At 68.5% G+C, this 19451-nt stretch carries 26 protein-coding genes; all 26 read left to right on the top strand.

The features are described 5' to 3' along the window. The first annotated feature begins 111 nt into the window (after positions 1-111). The 26 genes from FE374_RS15875 to rplO all read left to right on the top strand — a co-directional run bounded on the left by FE374_RS15875 (position 112) and on the right by rplO (position 19391). Positions 112-3999, top strand: a complete 3888-nt coding sequence (locus FE374_RS15875) for a DNA-directed RNA polymerase subunit beta' (RefSeq protein WP_139930146.1) — start codon at positions 112-114, stop codon at positions 3997-3999. A 466-nt stretch (positions 4000-4465) separates the two neighbouring features. Next, complete coding sequence (rpsL, locus tag FE374_RS15870) at positions 4466-4840, top strand: 30S ribosomal protein S12 (protein ID WP_139930145.1); 375 nt, start codon at positions 4466-4468, stop codon at positions 4838-4840. Beyond that, on the top strand, positions 4840-5310 hold the full coding sequence (gene rpsG / locus FE374_RS15865; RefSeq protein ID WP_139930144.1) for a 30S ribosomal protein S7: 471 nt from the start codon (positions 4840-4842) through the stop codon (positions 5308-5310). Before rpsL ends, rpsG begins: the two co-directional genes overlap by 1 nt. A gap of 76 nt (positions 5311-5386) precedes the next feature. Further along, positions 5387-7489 (top strand): elongation factor G, encoded by a 2103-nt coding sequence (gene fusA / locus FE374_RS15860; RefSeq protein ID WP_139930143.1) that lies wholly within the window; start codon positions 5387-5389, stop codon positions 7487-7489. 123 nt (positions 7490-7612) lie between these two features. Beyond that, a complete protein-coding gene (gene tuf, locus FE374_RS15855) occupies positions 7613-8806 on the top strand; it encodes an elongation factor Tu (protein WP_139930142.1) in 1194 nt (397 codons plus the stop codon). Between the two features lie 935 nt (positions 8807-9741). Next, entirely contained in the window at positions 9742-10050 is a 309-nt protein-coding gene (gene rpsJ / locus FE374_RS15850) for a 30S ribosomal protein S10 (protein ID WP_006502853.1), read from the top strand. An 11-nt stretch (positions 10051-10061) separates the two neighbouring features. After that, entirely contained in the window at positions 10062-10730 is a 669-nt protein-coding gene (gene rplC, locus FE374_RS15845; RefSeq protein ID WP_139930141.1) for a 50S ribosomal protein L3, read from the top strand. Positions 10731-10735: 5 nt separating this feature from the next. Next, positions 10736-11386 (top strand): 50S ribosomal protein L4, encoded by a 651-nt coding sequence (rplD, locus tag FE374_RS15840; protein ID WP_139930140.1) that lies wholly within the window; start codon positions 10736-10738, stop codon positions 11384-11386. Further along, positions 11383-11688 carry a 50S ribosomal protein L23 gene (rplW, locus tag FE374_RS15835; protein WP_139930139.1) on the top strand — a complete coding sequence of 102 codons (306 nt, stop codon included), beginning with the start codon at positions 11383-11385 and terminating at the stop codon, positions 11686-11688. The genes rplD and rplW overlap by 4 nt, the downstream gene beginning before the upstream one ends. 36 nt (positions 11689-11724) lie before the next feature. Then, entirely contained in the window at positions 11725-12561 is an 837-nt protein-coding gene (gene rplB, locus FE374_RS15830) for a 50S ribosomal protein L2 (RefSeq protein ID WP_139930138.1), read from the top strand. Between the two features lie 18 nt (positions 12562-12579). Continuing rightward, on the top strand, positions 12580-12861 hold the full coding sequence (rpsS, locus tag FE374_RS15825; RefSeq protein ID WP_139930137.1) for a 30S ribosomal protein S19: 282 nt from the start codon (positions 12580-12582) through the stop codon (positions 12859-12861). 44 nt (positions 12862-12905) lie between these two features. After that, on the top strand, positions 12906-13304 hold the full coding sequence (rplV, locus tag FE374_RS15820; RefSeq protein WP_139930136.1) for a 50S ribosomal protein L22: 399 nt from the start codon (positions 12906-12908) through the stop codon (positions 13302-13304). Then, on the top strand, positions 13304-14131 hold the full coding sequence (gene rpsC / locus FE374_RS15815) for a 30S ribosomal protein S3 (protein ID WP_139930135.1): 828 nt from the start codon (positions 13304-13306) through the stop codon (positions 14129-14131). Before rplV ends, rpsC begins: the two co-directional genes overlap by 1 nt. A 3-nt stretch (positions 14132-14134) precedes the next feature. Further along, entirely contained in the window at positions 14135-14554 is a 420-nt protein-coding gene (gene rplP, locus FE374_RS15810) for a 50S ribosomal protein L16 (protein ID WP_139930134.1), read from the top strand. Further along, a complete protein-coding gene (rpmC, locus tag FE374_RS15805) occupies positions 14554-14793 on the top strand; it encodes a 50S ribosomal protein L29 (RefSeq protein WP_139930133.1) in 240 nt (79 codons plus the stop codon). The genes rplP and rpmC overlap by 1 nt, the downstream gene beginning before the upstream one ends. An 11-nt stretch (positions 14794-14804) precedes the next feature. Then, complete coding sequence (gene rpsQ / locus FE374_RS15800; protein WP_139930132.1) at positions 14805-15089, top strand: 30S ribosomal protein S17; 285 nt, start codon at positions 14805-14807, stop codon at positions 15087-15089. Between the two features lie 75 nt (positions 15090-15164). Beyond that, a complete protein-coding gene (gene rplN, locus FE374_RS15795) occupies positions 15165-15533 on the top strand; it encodes a 50S ribosomal protein L14 (protein WP_139930131.1) in 369 nt (122 codons plus the stop codon). 2 nt (positions 15534-15535) lie between these two features. Next, positions 15536-15877: a 50S ribosomal protein L24 gene (gene rplX / locus FE374_RS15790; RefSeq protein WP_139930130.1), complete on the top strand. Its 342-nt coding sequence runs from the start codon at positions 15536-15538 to the stop codon at positions 15875-15877. Positions 15878-15879: 2 nt separating this feature from the next. After that, the gene (gene rplE, locus FE374_RS15785) at positions 15880-16440 is read left to right on the top strand and encodes a 50S ribosomal protein L5 (protein WP_139930129.1); all 561 of its coding nucleotides are present in this window, start codon (positions 15880-15882) and stop codon (positions 16438-16440) included. 1 nt (position 16441) lies between these two features. Further along, complete coding sequence (locus FE374_RS15780; protein ID WP_139930128.1) at positions 16442-16627, top strand: type Z 30S ribosomal protein S14; 186 nt, start codon at positions 16442-16444, stop codon at positions 16625-16627. Between the two features lie 54 nt (positions 16628-16681). Next, on the top strand, positions 16682-17080 hold the full coding sequence (gene rpsH, locus FE374_RS15775) for a 30S ribosomal protein S8 (protein WP_139930127.1): 399 nt from the start codon (positions 16682-16684) through the stop codon (positions 17078-17080). An 18-nt stretch (positions 17081-17098) separates the two neighbouring features. After that, complete coding sequence (rplF, locus tag FE374_RS15770) at positions 17099-17638, top strand: 50S ribosomal protein L6 (RefSeq protein ID WP_139930126.1); 540 nt, start codon at positions 17099-17101, stop codon at positions 17636-17638. 3 nt (positions 17639-17641) lie between these two features. Further along, positions 17642-18013, top strand: coding sequence for a 50S ribosomal protein L18 (gene rplR, locus FE374_RS15765; protein ID WP_139930125.1), 372 nt, complete (start codon positions 17642-17644; stop codon positions 18011-18013). Positions 18014-18047: 34 nt separating this feature from the next. Further along, positions 18048-18740 (top strand): 30S ribosomal protein S5, encoded by a 693-nt coding sequence (gene rpsE, locus FE374_RS15760; protein WP_139930124.1) that lies wholly within the window; start codon positions 18048-18050, stop codon positions 18738-18740. Continuing rightward, positions 18740-18922 carry a 50S ribosomal protein L30 gene (rpmD, locus tag FE374_RS15755; protein ID WP_139930123.1) on the top strand — a complete coding sequence of 61 codons (183 nt, stop codon included), beginning with the start codon at positions 18740-18742 and terminating at the stop codon, positions 18920-18922. Before rpsE ends, rpmD begins: the two co-directional genes overlap by 1 nt. Before the next feature lies 1 nt (position 18923). After that, positions 18924-19391: a 50S ribosomal protein L15 gene (gene rplO / locus FE374_RS15750; RefSeq protein WP_139930122.1), complete on the top strand. Its 468-nt coding sequence runs from the start codon at positions 18924-18926 to the stop codon at positions 19389-19391. Positions 19392-19451: the final 60 nt, after the last annotated feature.

Raw genomic sequence — 19451 nt, 5'->3', positions numbered from 1 at the left:
CGGCGTCCGGGGGAGTGCACGGAACACGCTCCCCCGACGCCGGCGGCACCGACGGCCCTCGGCGCCCCACTAATGCTGTACACGGTGTTCTACCGGAGGAAGTAGGAACCCTTGCTCGACGTCAATGTCTTCGACCAGCTGCACATCAGCCTCGCGACGGCAGCCGACGTGCGCGAATGGTCGCACGGTGAGGTCAAGAAGCCCGAGACGATCAACTACCGCACGCTGAAGCCCGAGAAGGACGGCCTCTTCGGCGAGCAGATCTTCGGTCCCACCCGGGACTGGGAGTGCGCGTGCGGCAAGTACAAGCGCGTGCGTTACAAGGGCATCATCTGCGAGCGCTGCGGCGTGGAGGTCACCCGCTCCAAGGTCCGCCGCGAGCGGATGGGCCACATCGAGCTCGCCGCGCCCGTCACCCACATCTGGTACTTCAAGGGCGTGCCCTCACGCCTGGGCTACCTGCTCAACCTCGCGCCGAAGGACCTCGAGAAGGTCATCTACTTCGCGGCCTACATGATCACCGAGGTCGACGACGACGGTCGCCACGAGGACCTGACCATGCTCCAGAACGAGATGGACCTGGAGAAGAAGCAGACCGAGAACAAGCGCGACAGCGACATCGAGTCCCGCGCCCAGCGGCTCGAGGCCGACCTGGCCGAGATGGAGTCGTCCGGCTCCGAGGCGAGCGCACGCGAGAAGGTTCGCAAGTCCGCCGAGCGCGAGATGGCGCAGATCCGCAAGCGCGCGGAGCAGGACCTCGACCGGCTCGACCGCGTCTGGGACCGCTTCAAGAACCTCAAGGTCGGTGACCTCGAGGGCGACGAGCTGCTCTACCGCGAGCTCCTCGCGCGCTACAGCATCTACTTCAAGGGCTCCATGGGCGCCGAGGCGATCCAGAAGCGCCTGGAGACCTTCGACCTGAAGGCCGAGGCCGAGTCGCTGCGCGAGACCATCGCCACCGGCACCGGGCAGCGCAAGACCCGCGCGCTCAAGCGCCTCAAGGTCGTCAACGCGTTCCTCACCACCGGCAACTCGCCGATGGGCATGGTCCTCGACTGCGTCCCGGTCATCCCGCCGGACCTGCGCCCCATGGTCCAGCTCGACGGCGGCCGCTTCGCCACCTCGGACCTGAACGACCTCTACCGCCGCGTCATCAACCGCAACAACCGCCTCAAGCGGCTGCTGGACCTGGGCGCGCCGGAGATCATCGTCAACAACGAGAAGCGCATGCTCCAGGAGTCCGTGGACGCGCTCTTCGACAACGGCCGCCGTGGGCGTCCGGTGACGGGCCCGGGCAACCGCGCCCTGAAGTCGATCTCCGACATGCTCAAGGGCAAGCAGGGCCGGTTCCGCCAGAACCTGCTCGGCAAGCGCGTCGACTACTCCGGCCGTTCGGTCATCGTGGTCGGCCCGACCCTGAAGCTGCACCAGTGCGGCCTGCCCAAGCAGATGGCCCTGGAGCTGTTCAAGCCCTTCGTCATGAAGCGGCTCGTGGACCTCAACCACGCCCAGAACATCAAGGCCGCCAAGCGCATGGTGGAGCGCTCGCGCCCGCAGGTGTGGGACGTCCTCTCCGAGGTCATCACCGAGCACCCGGTGCTGCTCAACCGCGCGCCCACGCTGCACCGCCTGGGCATCCAGGCCTTCGAGCCGCAGCTGGTCGAGGGCAAGGCCATCCACCTGCACCCGCTCGTGTGTGCGGCGTTCAACGCCGACTTCGACGGCGACCAGATGGCCGTGCACCTGCCGCTGAGCGCCGAGGCGCAGGCCGAGGCCCGCATCCTCATGCTCTCGAGCAACAACATCCTCAAGCCGTCGGACGGCCGGCCCGTGACCATGCCCTCCCAGGACATGATCATCGGCCTGTTCCACCTCACCGCCGACCGCGACGAGGCCAAGGGCGTCGGCCGCGCGTTCTCCTCGATGTCCGAGGCCATCATGGCCTTCGACGCCGGCGAGCTCGACCTCAACGCCGTCATCAAGGTCCGCTTCGACGAGCTCGTCCCGCCGAGCGACTGGACCGCGCCCGAGGGCTGGGAGGACGGCGACCCGTACCTCCTCGAGACCACGCTCGGCCGCACGATCTTCAACGAGCTGCTGCCCGTGGACTACCCGTACATCAACGGTGTCGTCGACAAGAAGGTGCTCGGCCGGATCGTCAACGACCTGGCGGAGCGGTACCCCAAGGTCGCCGTCGGGGCGAGCCTCGACGCGCTGAAGGAGGCCGGCTTCCGCTGGGCATCCCGCTCCGGTGTGACCATCGCGATCTCCGACGTCGTGGCCCCGGCCGCCAAGGCCGGCATCCTCGAGAAGTTCGAGGGCGAGGCCGAGAAGATCCAGGACCAGTACGACATGGGTCTGATCACCGACGACGAGCGCCGTCAGGAGCTCATCGACATCTGGACGCAGGCCACCAACGAGGTCGACGAGGCGATGCGGGAGAACTTCCCCGAGCGCAACACCGTCTTCCGGATGGTCTCCTCCGGTGCTCGTGGTAACTGGATGCAGGTGCGTCAGATCGCCGGTATGCGCGGCCTGGTGGCGGACCCGAAGGGCGAGATCATCCCCCGCCCGATCAAGTCCAACTACCGCGAGGGCCTGTCGGTCCTGGAGTACTTCATCGCCACGCACGGTGCCCGCAAGGGCCTGGCGGACACCGCGCTGCGGACCGCAGACTCCGGGTACCTCACCCGGCGCCTGGTGGACGTCTCCCAGGACGTCATCGTCCGCGAGGACGACTGCGGCACCCGCATGGGCCTGACGCAGACCATCGCCGAGCCGGACGGCAGCGGCGGCCTCGTGCGCGCCGACACCGTGGAGACCTCGGTCTATGCCCGCACCATCGCCACCGACGTCAAGGACGCCGAGGGCAACGTGCTGGCCACGGCCGGGGACGACGCCGGCGACGTGCTCATCGCACGGCTCATCGAGTCCGGGGTGACCGAGGTCAAGGTCCGCTCCGTCCTCACCTGTGAGTCCCGTGTGGGCACCTGCGCCAAGTGCTACGGCCGCTCCCTGGCCACCGGCAAGCTGGTGGACATCGGCGAGGCCGTCGGCATCATCGCCGCGCAGTCCATCGGCGAGCCCGGCACCCAGCTGACGATGCGTACCTTCCACACCGGTGGTGCCGCCTCCGCGGAGGACATCACCCAGGGTCTGCCGCGTGTCCAGGAGCTGTTCGAGGCCCGCACCCCCAAGGGTGAGGCCCCGATCGCCGAGGCCGCCGGCCGGGTCAAGATCGACGACTCGGAGCGCACGCGCAAGATCGTCATCACCCGCGACGACGGGCAGGAGGACGCCGTCTACCCGGTGACCAAGCGTGCCCGCCTGCTGGTGGAGGACGGCGAGCACGTGGCCGTGGGCAAGCAGCTCATCGCCGGTGCCGTGGACCCGAAGAAGGTCCTGCGCATCCTCGGCCCGCGCGCCACGCAGAAGCACCTGGTGGAGCAGGTCCAGGAGGTCTACCGCTCGCAGGGCGTGGACATCCACGACAAGCACATCGAGGTCATCGTGCGGCAGATGCTGCGCCGCGTCACGGTGCTCGACTCCGGCGAGACCCGTCTCCTGCCCGGTGAGCTCCTGGAGCGCACCCGGTTCGAGGACGAGAACCGCCGCGTCGTCTCCGAGGGCAGCGCCCCCGCCGCCGGTCGTCCGGAGCTCATGGGCATCACGAAGGCCTCGCTGGCCACCGACTCGTGGCTCTCCGCCGCCTCCTTCCAGGAGACGACGAAGGTCCTCACCGAGGCGGCCATGAGCGGCCGGCGCGACCCGCTGCTGGGCCTGAAGGAGAACGTCATCCTCGGTAAGCTCATCCCCGCCGGGACGGGCCTGCCCCGCTACCACGAGGTGGTCGTGGAGCCGACCGAGGAGGCCAAGGCGGCCGCGTTCAGCCGCCTGGGCTACAGCGACATCGACTTCGCGCCGGCGAGCGGCAACGAGTCGATCCTGCTCGAGGAGCTGGACTTCGGTCCCGACACCTACGGGCTGGAGTTCCGCTGACGTACCCCTGCGGCGGGGCCGGGTCACCCGGCCCCGCCGCGGTGCGTCGCGGAAGCGGTGACCGCTCCGCCGTCGGGCCGGTTACCACCGGCGGGCGGCACGCCCGTGGCGCAGACCACGTGCCGGACAGGTCCCACGCTTTGACGCCGTTAAGCGGCGCAGAGTATTCTGGTCGGCGGTGCCCGCGACATCGGGCTCTCGTGTGTGCGCCTCTCACGTGGCTGGAAGCGACATCCTGGCCGCACCCCGAGCGGAGCAATGCAGGCGTCCGCGCCAGCTGGGTGAACCGGCGTCCGTCCCCTTCTAAGGTGGCAGACCCGGAGTGCCCGTTGCTGGTCGACACGCCCGACAACGGGGGCAGGGGAGCGAGCCTGGACGGGCCGTTACGCCGTGCCCGAGCCGGTCGACCCCCATGGTCGGGCGAGCAGAAACATCGACACAGCAAGTACTTCGAGACGGAGATGTAGTGCCTACGATTCAGCAGCTGGTCCGCAAGGGCCGCAGCCGCAAGGTCGGGACCTCCAAGACGCCCGCCCTCAAGGGCAGCCCCCAGCGTCGTGGTGTGTGCACCCGCGTGTACACCACGACCCCGAAGAAGCCGAACTCGGCGCTTCGCAAGGTCGCCCGTGTGCGGCTGTCCAGCGGCATCGAGGTCACCGCGTACATCCCGGGCGTCGGCCACAACCTTCAGGAGCACTCGATCGTGCTCGTGCGTGGCGGTCGTGTGAAGGACCTGCCTGGTGTCCGTTACAAGATCGTCCGCGGCGCGCTCGACACCCAGGGTGTTCGTGGCCGCCAGCAGGCCCGCAGCCGCTACGGCGCGAAGAAGGAGAAGAAGTAATGCCTCGTAAGGGCCCCGCACCGCAGCGCCCGCTCGCCGTCGACCCGGTCTACGGCTCGCAGGTCGTCACCCAGCTGGTCAACCGCGTGCTGCTCGACGGCAAGAAGTCCACCGCCGAGCGGATCGTGTACGGCGCCCTCGAGGGTGTCCGCGACAAGACGCAGGGCGACCCCGCCGTCGTCCTCAAGCGCGCGCTGGAGAACATCAAGCCGGCCCTCGAGGTCCGCTCCCGCCGTGTCGGTGGCGCCACCTACCAGGTCCCGATCGAGGTCCGCATCCCGCGGCAGACCCAGCTGGCCCTGCGCTGGCTGGTCAGCTACTCCCGGGCGCGGCGCGAGAAGACCATGACCGAGCGCCTCATGAACGAGATCCTCGACGCGTCCAACGGCCTGGGTGCCGCGGTGAAGCGTCGCGAGGACACCCACAAGATGGCCGAGTCCAACAAGGCCTTCGCCCACTACCGCTGGTAGCAGGGCCCGCGCGGCCGCCCCACCCCGGTGGCCGCGCCATGTCCTTACGTACCGACACGACCGAAGAGAGCCTCACGTGGCACTTGACGTGCTGACCGACCTGACCAAGGTCCGCAACATCGGCATCATGGCGCACATCGACGCCGGCAAGACGACGACGACCGAGCGGATTCTGTTCTACACCGGCATCAACTACAAGATCGGCGAGACGCACGACGGCGCCTCGACGATGGACTGGATGGAGCAGGAGCAGGAGCGCGGCATCACGATCACGTCGGCCGCGACGACCTGCTTCTGGCACGACCACCAGATCAACATCATCGACACCCCCGGCCACGTGGACTTCACGGTCGAGGTCGAGCGCTCGCTGCGCGTCCTCGACGGCGCCGTCGCCGTGTTCGACGGCAAGGAGGGTGTCGAGCCCCAGTCCGAGACGGTGTGGCGCCAGGCGGACAAGTACAACGTGCCGCGCGTCTGCTTCGTCAACAAGATGGACAAGCTCGGCGCGGACTTCTTCTTCACGGTCAAGACCATCGTGGACCGGCTCAAGGCCGTCCCGCTGGTCATGCAGCTCCCGATCGGCTCCGAGAGCGAGTTCGAGGGCGTCGTCGACCTCGTCGGCATGCGCGCGCTGACCTGGCGCGGCGACGTCAAGATCGGCGAGGACTACGAGGTCGAGGAGATCCCCGCGAACCTGCAGGAGCTGGCGGAGGAGTACCGCGCCAAGCTCATCGAGCAGGTCGCGGAGGCAGACGAGGAGCTGCTCGAGAAGTACCTCGGCGGCGAGGAGCTCACGGCCGAGGAGATCAAGCGCGGCGTTCGCGCCCTGACGGTCACCGGCGCGGCCTACCCGGTCTTCTGCGGCTCGGCGTTCAAGAACAAGGGCATCCAGCCCATGCTCGACGCCGTCGTGGACTACCTGCCCACCCCGCTCGACGTCGGCTCGGTCCACGGCCACGCCGTCGGCGACGAGGAGAAGATCCTCGAGCGGCACCCGAACGAGAGCGACCCGTTCTCGGCGCTGGCGTTCAAGGTCGCGACGCACCCGTTCTTCGGGAAGCTGGTCTACATCCGGGTGTACTCCGGCAAGGTGGCCCAGGGCGTCCAGGTGCTCAACTCCACCAAGGGCAAGAAGGAGCGCATCGGGAAGATGTTCCAGATGCACTCCAACAAGGAGAACCCGATCGAGGAGGCCCACGCCGGGCACATCTACGCGTTCATCGGCCTCAAGGACGTCACCACCGGTGACACCCTGTGCGCCCTCGACGCGCCGGTCGTGCTCGAGTCGATGACCTTCCCCGAGCCGGTCATCCACGTGGCGATCGAGCCCAAGACCAAGGGCGACCAGGAGAAGCTCGGCACCGCCATCCAGAAGCTGGCAGAGGAGGACCCGACCTTCTCCGTCCGCCTGGACGAGGAGACGGGCCAGACCGTCATCGGCGGCATGGGCGAGCTCCACCTCGACATCCTCGTCGACCGCATGCGCCGCGAGTTCAAGGTCGAGGCCAACGTGGGCAAGCCGCAGGTGGCCTACCGCGAGACCATCCGCCGCAAGGTGGACAAGATCGACTACACGCACAAGAAGCAGACCGGTGGTTCCGGCCAGTTCGCCAAGGTGCAGATGGCCTTCGAGCCGCTCGACACCTCCGACGGCGAGATGTACGAGTTCGAGAACAAGGTCACCGGTGGCCGCGTCCCGCGCGAGTACATCCCGAGCGTGGACGCCGGTATTCAGGACGCCATGCAGAACGGTGTGCTCGCGGGCTACCCGCTGGTCGGCATCAAGGCCAGCCTGCTGGACGGCGCCTACCACGAGGTCGACTCCTCGGAGATGGCCTTCAAGATCGCCGGCTCGATGGTGCTCAAGGAGGGTGTCCGCAAGGCGGACCCGGTCCTGCTCGAGCCGATGATGGACGTCGAGGTGCGTACGCCCGAGGAGTACATGGGCGACGTCATTGGCGACCTCAACTCCCGCCGTGGCATGATCCAGTCGATGGAGGACGCGAGCGGCGTCAAGGTCGTCCGCGCTCTTGTGCCGCTGTCCGAGATGTTCGGATACGTCGGCGACCTGCGGTCCAAGACCCAGGGCCGTGCGGTGTACTCGATGCAGTTCGACAGCTACGCGGAGGTTCCTCGGAACGTCGCCGAGGAGATCATCAAGAAGACCCGGGGCGAGTAAGTCCCACAGGTCGACCCTGCAAGTAATCCATAACCGACCCGTAGGATCCCAACCGCCCCGGCGGGAGCAACCCCGCACCTGCCAGAGCTGAGAGACAACTACCCGAGTCCCAGGAGGACCCCAGTGGCGAAGGCCAAGTTCGAGCGGACCAAGCCGCACGTCAACATCGGCACCATCGGTCACGTCGACCACGGCAAGACGACGCTGACGGCGGCCATCACCAAGGTGCTGGCCGACAAGTACCCGGACCTGAACAGCTTCACGCCGTTCGACCAGGTGGACAACGCTCCCGAGGAGCGTCAGCGCGGTATCACGATCAACGTCTCGCACGTCGAGTACCAGACCGAGAAGCGTCACTACGCTCACGTGGACGCCCCGGGTCACGCCGACTACATCAAGAACATGATCACCGGTGCCGCCCAGATGGACGGCGCGATCCTGGTGGTCGCCGCGACCGACGGTCCCATGGCCCAGACCCGCGAGCACGTGCTGCTCGCCCGTCAGGTCGGTGTGCCCTACCTCCTGGTGGCGCTGAACAAGTCCGACATGGTCGAGGACGAGGAAATCCTCGAGCTCGTCGAGATGGAGGTCCGCGAGCTGCTGTCCGCGCAGGGCTTCCCCGGCGACGACGCGCCGGTCGTGCGCGTGTCCGCCCTGAAGGCGCTCGAGGGCGACCCCCAGTGGGTCAAGTCCGTCGAGGACCTCATGGAGGCCGTGGACGAGAACGTGCCGGACCCGGTCCGCGACATCGACAAGCCCTTCCTCATGCCGATCGAGGACGTCTTCACGATCACCGGTCGTGGCACCGTCGTCACCGGTCGTGTCGAGCGCGGTCAGCTCAAGGTCAACGAGGAGGTGGAGATCGTCGGCATCCACCCCGAGAAGCAGAAGACGATCGTCACCGGCATCGAGATGTTCCGTAAGCTGCTCGACACCGCGGACGCCGGCGAGAACGTCGGGCTGCTGCTCCGCGGCACCAAGCGTGAGGACGTCGAGCGCGGCCAGGTCGTCTGCAAGCCGGGCTCGATCACCCCGCACACCAGGTTCGAGGGCGCGGTCTACATCCTCGCCAAGGACGAGGGCGGGCGTCACAACCCGTTCTACTCGAACTACCGCCCGCAGTTCTACTTCCGCACCACGGACGTCACCGGCGTCATCACGCTGCCGGAGGGCACCGAGATGGTCATGCCCGGCGACAACACCGACATGACGGTCGAGCTGATCCAGCCCATCGCCATGGAGGAGGGCCTCGGCTTCGCCATCCGTGAGGGTGGCCGCACCGTTGGCTCGGGCCGAGTCACCAAGATCATCGAGTGATGATCGCCGGGCACTGCCCGGCATCGCAGGACCTACGAGGGCCCGGCAGCCGTTCTTGGCTGCCGGGCCCTCGTCGTGCCCAGTCCCACGTGCCCACCCGCTCGCCCACCCCCTTCACTCGCCCCCTCTTCGCCCGTGAGATGTCATTTTCTCCGTGAGATGTCAGCAGTTCCTCCAGGTGCTACGTCGAACCGTGCGACGTGTCGCCGAGGAGGGTCGATGCTGACCGCAAGCGCGTCAGACTCGTCTCTCGGCGCGCCGCCCGAGCGTACTGAGTGCGACGTTGTTGCGGTTCAGAGACGCCGCACCTGGCTACCAGGAGGGATGCGCGTGCGTCGTGTGCCGCGGCGATCCTCGACCGGTGGGTCGGCGCCGTGGCAACCGGGTGCGCGCGATCGGCGCTGCGGCGGTACGGCCAGGCACGTGTAGCCGCGTCGAGCGCCGACGCCAGCCCGGGGCTGCAGGGGCAAGCCTGGCCCGCACGGTCGAGCCGGCCCGCACGGTCGAGCCGGCGGCCGCCTAAGCGGCCGACAGCGAAGGGAAATGACATCTCACCGAGCAGATGACATCTCGTGGGGGGTAAGGGGAGTCACAGTCGCTGCGCGTCAAGCGGACTCGCGGGGGAGGGCCCCGAACTGATAACGTTGCGGGCCGGACACGCGCAAGCGTGGCCTGCTGGGACGTGACCGGAACCTCACCGCGAGGCGCCGTTCGGATTAGCCAAGCGGCTGATCGGTCTGGCAGACTAGTCCGGTTGCCTGGGGTTGGGCCCCAGACGTCACGACTGCTGGAACGGGTGCCACCACCCGCTCCCACAAGCATCACAACGACCTGCCCCGTGCCGGGGTGCCCGGTCGGAGCGCGACGCGAAAACGCGACACGCCCGAGTGCGGGGGTCGGTACAGGTAGCGGTACGAGAGAGGTTAGACGACGCCATGGCGGGACAGAAGATCCGCATCCGGCTCAAGTCCTACGACCACGAGGTCATCGACAGCTCGGCGCGCAAGATCGTCGACACGGTGACTCGCGCTGGTGCGACGGTCGTGGGCCCGGTGCCGCTGCCGACGGAGAAGAACGTCTTCGTCGTCATCCGTTCGCCCCACAAGTACAAGGACAGCCGCGAGCACTTCGAGATGCGCACGCACAAGCGGCTCATCGACATCGTCGACCCGACGCCGAAGGCAGTCGACTCGCTCATGCGTCTCGACCTGCCGGCGGACGTCAACATCGAGATCAAGCTCTGAGGACTCCACCAATGACTACGACTTCCCAGCAGGCTGCCGCCCGCGCCGTCAAGGCGCTGCTCGGCACGAAGCTCGGCATGACCCAGGTCTGGGACGAGGCCGGGCGCCTCATCCCCGTCACGGTCGTCCAGGTGGGCACGAACGTGGTGACGCTGGTGCGCACCCCGGAGACGGACGGCTACAGCGCCGTCCAGCTCGCCTTCGGCCAGATCGACCCGCGCAAGGTCACCCAGCCGCTCAAGGGCCACTTCAGCAAGGCCGGCGTCACGCCGCGTCGCCACGTGGCCGAGATCCGCACCGCCGACGCGGCCGAGTACAACCTCGGCCAGGAGATCTCCGCCGACGCCTTCGAGGCCGGCGCGAAGATCGACGTGGTCGGCACGACCAAGGGCAAGGGCACCGCCGGTGTCATGAAGCGTCACGGCTTCGCCGGCGTCTCGGCCTCCCACGGCTCGCACCGCAACCACCGCAAGCCGGGCTCCATCGGCGGCGCCTCCACGCCCGGCCGCGTCTTCCGCGGTCAGCGCATGGCCGGCCGGATGGGCAACGCCCGCCAGACCACCCAGAACCTCACGATCCACGCTGTCGACGCCGAGAAGGGCCTCCTCCTCGTCGCCGGCGCCGTCCCCGGCCCCAAGGGCGGGATCGTCGTGGTCCGTACCGCCGCGAAGGGGGCGTGACCCGCATGGCTACGCAGACCGTCGACGTGCTCGACGCCGCGGGCAACAAGGCCGGCTCCGCCGACCTGCCCGCGGAGATGTTCGACGTCCAGACGAACGTTCCGCTGATCCACCAGGTCGTGGTTGCCCAGCTCGCCGCGGCGCGCCAGGGCACCCACTCCACCAAGACCCGCGGCGACGTCCGCGGCGGTGGTAAGAAGCCTTACAAGCAGAAGGGCACCGGCCGCGCCCGTCAGGGCTCGACCCGCGCCCCGCAGTTCGCCGGCGGTGGCGTCGTCCACGGCCCGCAGCCGCGTGACTACAGCCAGCGGACCCCCAAGAAGATGAAGGCCGCCGCCCTGCGCGGTGCCCTGTCCGACCGGGCCCGCGCCGGCCGCGTGCACGTGGTCAGCACCCTGGTCGAGGGGGAGACCCCCAAGACCTCGGCCGCGCTGACCGCGCTGCGCAACGTCGTCGCCGAGCGCAGTGCGCTGGTCGTCCTCGAGCGTAGTGACGAGCTGTCGGTGCTGAGCCTGCGCAACGTCCCCAGCGTGCACCTGCTCTGGGTCGACCAGCTGAACACCTACGACGTCCTCGTCCACGACGACGTCGTGTTCACCGCCGGCGCGCTGGCCACCTTCGTGGGTGGCCCGGCGGGCGAGGAGGAGACCAAGTGAGCATCGAGTCGGGCAAGAACCCGCGCGACATCATCTTCAAGCCGATCGTCTCGGAGAAGAGCTACGGCCTGATCGACGAGGGCAAGTACACCTTCGAGGTGGACCCCCGCTCGAACAAGACCGAGATCAAGAACGCCATCGAGAAGATCTTCGACGTCAAGGTCGCCTCGGTGAACACCGCGAACCGGCAGGGCAAGTCCCGCCGGACGAAGTTCGGCCTCGGCAAGCGCAAGGACACCAAGCGCGCGATCGTCACGCTGCGCGAGGGCTCCATCGACATCTTTGGCGAGGTGGCCGGCTGACCGCCGGCGGCCAGAGCAGATTGAGGATCGACACCCATGGGAATCCGTAAGTACAAGCCGACGACGCCGGGCCGCCGCGGTTCGAGCGTGGCCGACTTCGTCGAGATCACCCGGTCCGAGCCGGAGAAGTCGCTGGTCCGTCCGCTGAGCAAGTCCGGTGGCCGCAACTCGACCGGTCGTGTGACCACCCGCCACAAGGGCGGTGGCCACAAGCGGGCCTACCGAGTCATCGACTTCCGTCGTCACGACAAGGACGGCGTGCCGGCGAAGGTCGCGCACATCGAGTACGACCCGAACCGCACCGCCCGCATCGCGCTGCTGCACTACGCAGACGGCGAGAAGCGGTACATCATCGCCCCGAACAAGCTCAGCCAGGGCGACCGCATCGAGAACGGCGCCGGCGCGGACATCAAGCCGGGCAACAGCCTCCCGCTGCGCAACATCCCGGTCGGTACGGTCATCCACGCCATCGAGCTCAAGCCCGGCGGCGGCGCGAAGATCGCCCGCTCGGCCGGTGCCTCGGTGCAGCTGGTCGCCAAGGAGGGGCAGTTCGCGCAGCTGCGCATGCCCTCCGGGGAGATCCGCAACGTCGACGTGCGCTGCCGCGCCAGCATCGGCGAGGTCGGCAACGCCGAGCAGTCGAACATCAACTGGGGCAAGGCCGGTCGCATGCGGTGGAAGGGCAAGCGCCCGACCGTCCGAGGCGTCGTCATGAACCCCGTCGACCACCCGCACGGTGGTGGCGAGGGCAAGACCTCCGGTGGTCGTCACCCGGTCAGCCCGTGGGGTCAGCCCGAGGGCCGTACCCGCCGTCCGAACAAGCCGAGCGACAAGCTCATCGTGCGCCGTCGCCGTACCGGCAAGAAGCGCTGATAGGGAGAGGGCGACGACATGCCGCGCAGTCTGAAGAAGGGTCCCTTCGTCGACGACCACCTGCAGAAGAAGGTGGACGTCCAGAACGAGAAGGGCACCAAGAACGTCATCAAGACCTGGTCCCGCCGGTCCGTGATCACCCCTGACTTCCTGGGGCACACCTTCGCGGTGCACGACGGACGCAAGCACGTCCCGGTCTTCGTCACCGAGTCGATGGTCGGCCACAAGCTCGGGGAGTTCGCCCCGACCCGCACCTACCGCGGGCACGACAAGGACGACCGCAAGGCCCGCCGCCGCTGAGGCGCGGGTCCCGAGCACACCGAACCGACAAGTAAGGCAGGAACATGGAAGCCAAGGCGCAGGCGCGATTCGTCCGCGTCACGCCCCAGAAGGCGCGCAGGGTCGTGGACGTTGTCCGCGGCAAGCGTGCCGAGGAGGCTGTGGCGGTGCTGCGGTTCGCCCCGCAGGCGGCGGCCGAGACCGTGCGCAAGGTCGTCGAGAGCGCGATCGCGAACGCACGCGTCAAGGCCGATCAGGCCAGCGAGGCGTTCGACGAGAGCAAGCTCGTCGTCCTCGAGGCCTACGTGGACGAGGGCCCCACCCTGAAGCGGTTCCGTCCGCGTGCTCAGGGCCGGGCAGCCCGCATCCTCAAGCGCACCAGTCACATCACGGTCGTCGTGGGTGAGGCTGAGTCCAACGGCGCGGCCAAGGCGGCCGCCGGCACGAAGGGGAGGACCCGATAGTGGGTCAGAAGGTCAACCCGACCGGGTTCCGACTCGGCATCACCACCGATCACCGTTCGCGCTGGTTCGCCGACAGCACCAAGGTCGGCCAGCGCTACCGTGACTACGTCCGCGAGGACGTCGCGATCCGGCGGCTCATGTCCGCCGGCATGGAGCGGGCCGGCATCGCCAAGGTGGACATCGAGCGCACCCGTGACCGGGTCCGCGTCGACCTGCACACCGCGCGCCCGGGCATCGTCATCGGCCGCCGCGGCGCCGAGGCCGACCGCCTGCGCGGCGAGCTCGAGAAGCTCACCGGCAAGCAGGTCCAGCTGAACATCCTCGAGGTGAAGAACCCCGAGGCGGACGCCCAGCTGGTCGCCCAGGGCATCGCCGAGCAGCTCGCGAGCCGTGTCTCGTTCCGTCGCGCCATGCGCAAGGGCATGCAGTCCGCCCAGCGCGCCGGCGCCAAGGGCATCCGGGTGCAGTGCGCCGGTCGCCTCGGCGGCGCGGAGATGTCGCGCTCGGAGTTCTACCGCGAGGGCCGGGTGCCGCTGCACACGCTCCGCGCGAACATCGACTACGGGTTCTTCGAGGCCCGGACCACCTTCGGCCGTATCGGCGTGAAGGTGTGGATCTACAAGGGTGACGTGACCGAGAAGGAGTACGCCCGCGAGCAGGCCGACTCCGCCGGCCGGGCCCCGCGTGGTCGTGGTGAGCGCCGTGGCGCTCCTCCGCGCCGCGAGGGCTCGGGTCGTGGCGGCGAGTCCCGCGCACCGGAGACTCCCCAGGCGCAGGCGGCCCCGGCCGACGGCGCCGCCTCGGCATCGACCGGAACGGAGGCCTGAGCCGTGCTCATCCCCCGGCGGACCAAGCACCGCAAGCAGCACCACCCCACGCGTCGCGGCGTGGCCAAGGGTGGCACCACCATCGCCTTCGGCGACTTCGGCATCCAGGCCGTGGAGGGTGCGTACGTCACCAACCGGCAGATCGAGGCCGCGCGTATCGCCATGACCCGTCACATCAAGCGTGGCGGCAAGGTGTGGATCAACATCTTCCCCGACCGTCCGCTCACGAAGAAGCCCGCCGAGACCCGCATGGGTTCCGGCAAGGGCTCCCCGGAGTGGTGGATCGCCAACGTCAAGCCCGGCCGCGTCATGTTCGAGCTCGCCGGCGTCGATGAGGGGCTGGCGCGCGAGGCCATGAGCCGCGCGCAGCACAAGCTCCCGATGAAGACGCGCTTCGTGCGTCGTGAGGGTGGTGAAGGCTGATGGCCATCGGAACCAAGGGGCTGGCGCCCCAGGACCTCGACGGGATGGACAACGACCGTCTCGCCGAGGAGCTGGACAAGGCCAAGGCCGAGCTGTTCAACCTGCGGTTCTCCGCGGCGACCGGGCAGCTCGAGGACCACGGCCGGCTCAAGGCCGTGCGCCGGGACATCGCCCGCATCTACACGATCGTGCGCGAGCGGGAGCTCGGCATCCGTACCGCGCCCAGCACCGAGAAGTGAACGAGGTCCTAGTGAGCGAGAACCAGACCGTCGACCCGACGGCGGAGCGCAACTTCCGCAAGACGCGGCGCGGCTACGTCGTCAGCGACAAGATGGACAAGACCGTGGTGGTCGAGGTCGAGGACCGCGTCAAGCACGCGCTCTACGGCAAGGTCATCCGCCGCACCGAGCGGGTCAAGGCCCACGACGAGAAGAACGAGGTCGGCGTCGGTGACCTGGTCCTCATCATGGAGACCCGTCCGCTCTCCGCGACCAAGCGGTACCGCGTGGTCGAGATTCTTGAGAAGGCCAAGTAAGCCCGGCCAAGCCCACCATCCGTTCGGCCAGGCTCGGTTCGCCCGAGAACCGGCACGACGACAGGAGTACATCGAATGATCCAGCAGGAGTCGCGGCTGAAGGTCGCCGACAACACCGGTGCCAAGGAGATCCTTTGCATCCGTGTGCTCGGCGGCTCCGGCCGGCGCTATGCCGGCATCGGCGACACGATCGTCGCCACTGTCAAGGACGCCATCCCCGGCGGCAACGTCAAGAAGGGCGACGTCGTCAAGGCGGTCATCGTCCGCACCAGCAAGGAGCGTCGTCGCCCCGACGGCTCGTACATCAAGTTCGACGAGAACGCAGCCGTGATCCTCAAGGGCGACGGCGAGCCTCGTGGGACCCGCATCTTCGGCCCGGTGGGCCGCGAGCTGCGCGACAAGAAGTTCATGCGCATCATTTCTCTGGCGCCGGAGGTGCTCTGACCATGGCGAAGATCAAGAAGGGCGACCTCGTCGTCGTCATCTCGGGCCGGGACAAGGGCAAGCAGGGCCGGGTGCTCGAGGTCCAGGTCGACAGCCGCCGCGTCGTCGTCGAGGGCGTGCAGCGCGTGAAGAAGCACACCAAGGTTGGCCAGTCCAGCCGTGGCGCGCGCACGGGCGGCATCGAGACCATCGAGGCCCCCATCCACGTCAGCAACGTGATGCTGGTCGACCCGGAGACCAAGAAGGGCACCCGGGTGGGCTACCGCACCGAGACTGTCGAGCGTGACGGGCGCACCCGCTCCGTGCGGGTCCGTGTGGCCAAGCGCTCCGGTAAGGACATCTGAGCATGAGCGAGACCATCACCCTCCCGCGCCTCAAGCAGCGCTACCGCGACGAGATCATCGCCGGCCTGCGCGAGGAGTTCCAGCACGCCAACGTCAACCAGGTCGCCGGCCTGACCAAGATCGTGGTCAACATGGGCGTGGGCGACGCGGCACGCGACTCCAAGCTCATCGAGGGCGCCATCCGCGACCTGAGCCTGATCACCGGTCAGAAGCCGCAGGTCACCAAGGCCCGCAAGTCCATCGCGCAGTTCAAGCTGCGCGAGGGACAGCCGATCGGCGCGCACGTCACGCTGCGCGGCGACCGCATGTGGGAGTTCCTCGACCGGCTGCTCTCGCTGGCGCTGCCCCGCATCCGTGACTTCCGCGGCCTCAGCCCGAAGCAGTTCGACGGGCACGGCAACTACACGTTCGGTCTGAACGAGCAGTCGATGTTCCACGAGATCGACCAGGACAAGATCGACCGCGTGCGCGGCATGGACATCACGGTCGTCACCTCGGCCACAACCGACGAAGAGGGGCGGTCGCTGCTGCGTCGCCTGGGCTTCCCTTTCAAGGAGGACTGAGATGGCGAAGACCGCTCTGATCCAGAAGGCCAACCGTAAGCCGAAGTTCGGCGTGCGCGGCTACACCCGCTGCCAGCGCTGCGGACGCCCGCACTCGGTCTACCGCAAGTTCGGCCTCTGCCGCGTGTGCCTGCGCGAGATGGCCCTCGCCGGCCATCTCCCCGGCGTCACCAAGTCCAGCTGGTAACACTGACGTCGTAGGTCCCGTGAGGAAACCGCGACGAGGAAGGGCCGAGGCCCGATGACTATGACTGACCCCATCGCAGACATGCTCACGCGTCTGCGTAACGCCAACTCGGCGTACCACGAGTCGGTGACCATGCCGTACTCGAAGCTCAAGGCAAACATCGCGGAGATCCTCAAGTCCGAGGGTTACATCGCGAGCTGGACGGTGGAGGACGCCGAGGTCGGCAAGAAGCTGACCCTGGACCTCAAGTTCGGTCCGAACCGTGAGCGCTCGCTCGCGGGCGTGCGCCGGGTGTCCAAGCCCGGTCTGCGCGTCTACGCGAAGTCCACGAACCTGCCCAGGGTCCTCGGCGGTCTCGGGGTGGCCATCCTGTCCACCTCCTCCGGCCTGCTGACCGACCGCGAAGCACAGAACAAGGGCGTTGGCGGGGAAGTCCTCGCCTTCGTCTGGTGACCAGGAAGGAGATCAACCATGTCCCGAATCGGTAAGGTCCCCGTCCCGGTCCCCGCTGGCGTCGACATCGCCATCGACGGCGCGCTGGTGACCGTCAAGGGCCCCAAGGGCACCCTCAGCCACACCGTGGCCGAGCCTCTCTCCGTCTCCCGTGACGACGACGGCGCCCTCGTGGTGACGCGCCCGAACGACGAGCGCGAGTCCCGCTCGCTGCACGGCCTGACCCGCACGCTGCTGTCGAACCTCGTCACCGGCGTCACGCAGGGCTACACCAAGGACCTCGAGATCGTCGGCACCGGATACCGCGTGCTCGCGAAGGGCTCGGACCTCGAGTTCACGCTCGGCTTCTCGCACCCCGTCGTCGTGAGCCCCCCCGAGGGCATCACGTTCACCGTGAACGGCGCAACGAAGCTCACGGTGTCCGGGATCGACAAGCAGCAGGTCGGCGAGGTCGCTGCGAACATCCGCAAGATCCGCAAGCCCGAGCCCTACAAGGGCAAGGGCGTGCGTTACGCCGGCGAGCAGGTCCGCCGCAAGGTCGGAAAGGCTGGTAAGTAAGCCATGGCAATCTCGATCAAGGGCAAGGGCAAGTCCATCGCCCGCACGCGCCGCCACCTCCGGCTGCGCAAGCGCATCTCCGGCACCACGGAGCGGCCGCGTCTGGTCGTCACCCGGTCGGCCCGCCACATGGTGGCCCAGCTCGTGGACGACACCACCGGCCGCACCCTGGCCTCCGCCTCCACGCTCGAGGCCGACCTGCGGGCCGGCGAGGGCGACAAGACCGCCAAGGCCCGCCGGGTCGGTGAGCTCGTCGCCGAGCGCGCCAAGGCCGCCGGTGTCGGCGCGGCGGTCTTCGACCGCGGCGGCAACAAGTACCACGGGCGGGTCGCGGCTGTGGCCGACGGCGCCCGCGAGGGTGGTCTGACCCTGTGAGCACGCGCACCGTACGAGAGCAGAGGAACATCTGATGGCTGCACCGCAGCGAAGCAGGACCGGTTCTGGTCCCGCCGCCGCCTCGGGCGATAACCGCGAGGGCGGCAACCGCCGCGACGGGCGTGGGCGGGGCGACCGCCGCGACAACCGCCGCGGGGCCGAGGAGAAGAGCAACTACATCGAGCGCGTGGTCACGATCAACCGCGTCTCAAAGGTCGTCAAGGGTGGTCGCCGATTCAGCTTCACCGCGCTGGTCGTGGTGGGCGACGGTGACGGCACCGTCGGCGTCGGCTACGGCAAGGCGAAGGAGGTGCCCGCGGCGATCGCCAAGGGCACCGAGGAGGCGAAGAAGAACTTCTTCCGCGTCCCCCGCGTCAAGCGGACGATCCCGCACGCCGTGACCGGCGAGGCCGCTGCCGGCGTCGTCTTCCTGCGCCCGGCCTCCCCGGGTACCGGCGTCATCGCCGGCGGCCCGGTGCGCGCCGTCCTCGACTGCGCCGGGGTGCACGACATCCTGAGCAAGTCGCTGGGCTCGTCCAACGCGATCAACATCGTCCACGCCACCGTGGCCGCGCTGAAGATGCTTGAGCAGCCCGAGGCCGTCGCCGCACGTCGTGGCCTGCCCCTGGAGCACGTGGCCCCGGCCGCGCTGCTGCGTGAGCGTGCCGCCGGCGAGGCGAAGGACCGTGGCGACAAGGCCGCCGAGGCCGTCGGGGCTGGTGCGTGATGGCCAAGCTCAAGGTGACCCAGACCAAGTCCGTCATCGGCGGCAAGCAGAACCAGCGTGACACGCTGCGCACCCTCGGGCTGCGGAAGATCCGCCAGTCGGCGGTCCACGAGGACCGGCCCGAGGTCCGCGGCATGATCACGACGGTGGCGCACCTCGTCACCGTCGAGGAGGTCGACTGACATGGCCGACAGCACGAACAACCCCCGCCCGCTGCAGGTGCACCACCTGCGGCCGGCGCCCGGTGCCAAGTCCACCAAGATCCGCGTGGGTCGTGGTGAGGGCGGCAAGCGGGGCAAGACCGCGGGTCGTGGCACCAAGGGCACCAAGGCCCGTTACCAGGTGCCCGAGCGCTTCGAGGGTGGGCAGATGCCGCTGCACATGCGGCTGCCCAAGCTCCGGGGCTTTAAGAACCCGTTCCGCACCGAGTACCAGGTGGTCAACCTGGAGAAGCTCGGCGCGCTCTACCCCGAGGGTGGCGCCGTCACCGTCGAGGACCTCGTGGCCAAGGGCGCGGTGCGCTCCGGCCAGCTGGTGAAGGTCCTCGGCACCGGCGAGGTCGCCGTCAAGCTCGAGGTCGCGGTGGACGCCTGGTCCGGCTCGGCCAAGGAGAAGATCGAGGCCGCCGGCGGGACCATCTCCGCCAAGTGACCCAGCGCGCGGGCGGTCCGGCACATGCCGGGCCGCCCGCGTCGTCGTCCCCGCCGCAGA

Origin of the sequence: Georgenia yuyongxinii (genome assembly GCF_006352065.1) — a bacterium.
Classification (GTDB): domain Bacteria; phylum Actinomycetota; class Actinomycetes; order Actinomycetales; family Actinomycetaceae; genus Georgenia; species Georgenia yuyongxinii.
This window is presented reverse-complemented; position numbering and strand designations above follow the sequence as displayed.

Coding starts and splice junctions, on each gene's coding strand:
- rpsS (WP_139930137.1), top strand. CDS start 12,580: ATGCCGCGCAGTCTGAAGAAGGGTCCCTTCGTCGACGACCACCTGCAG.
- rplO (WP_139930122.1), top strand. CDS start 18,924: ATGGCCGACAGCACGAACAACCCCCGCCCGCTGCAGGTGCACCACCTG.
- rpsJ (WP_006502853.1), top strand. CDS start 9,742: ATGGCGGGACAGAAGATCCGCATCCGGCTCAAGTCCTACGACCACGAG.
- rplB (WP_139930138.1), top strand. CDS start 11,725: ATGGGAATCCGTAAGTACAAGCCGACGACGCCGGGCCGCCGCGGTTCG.
- rpmD (WP_139930123.1), top strand. CDS start 18,740: ATGGCCAAGCTCAAGGTGACCCAGACCAAGTCCGTCATCGGCGGCAAG.
- rplD (WP_139930140.1), top strand. CDS start 10,736: ATGGCTACGCAGACCGTCGACGTGCTCGACGCCGCGGGCAACAAGGCC.
- rpsE (WP_139930124.1), top strand. CDS start 18,048: ATGGCTGCACCGCAGCGAAGCAGGACCGGTTCTGGTCCCGCCGCCGCC.
- rpsG (WP_139930144.1), top strand. CDS start 4,840: ATGCCTCGTAAGGGCCCCGCACCGCAGCGCCCGCTCGCCGTCGACCCG.
- rplN (WP_139930131.1), top strand. CDS start 15,165: ATGATCCAGCAGGAGTCGCGGCTGAAGGTCGCCGACAACACCGGTGCC.
- rplE (WP_139930129.1), top strand. CDS start 15,880: ATGAGCGAGACCATCACCCTCCCGCGCCTCAAGCAGCGCTACCGCGAC.
- rplV (WP_139930136.1), top strand. CDS start 12,906: ATGGAAGCCAAGGCGCAGGCGCGATTCGTCCGCGTCACGCCCCAGAAG.
- FE374_RS15780 (WP_139930128.1), top strand. CDS start 16,442: ATGGCGAAGACCGCTCTGATCCAGAAGGCCAACCGTAAGCCGAAGTTC.
- rplC (WP_139930141.1), top strand. CDS start 10,062: ATGACTACGACTTCCCAGCAGGCTGCCGCCCGCGCCGTCAAGGCGCTG.
- rplR (WP_139930125.1), top strand. CDS start 17,642: ATGGCAATCTCGATCAAGGGCAAGGGCAAGTCCATCGCCCGCACGCGC.
- rplX (WP_139930130.1), top strand. CDS start 15,536: ATGGCGAAGATCAAGAAGGGCGACCTCGTCGTCGTCATCTCGGGCCGG.
- rpsH (WP_139930127.1), top strand. CDS start 16,682: ATGACTATGACTGACCCCATCGCAGACATGCTCACGCGTCTGCGTAAC.
- rpmC (WP_139930133.1), top strand. CDS start 14,554: ATGGCCATCGGAACCAAGGGGCTGGCGCCCCAGGACCTCGACGGGATG.
- rplF (WP_139930126.1), top strand. CDS start 17,099: ATGTCCCGAATCGGTAAGGTCCCCGTCCCGGTCCCCGCTGGCGTCGAC.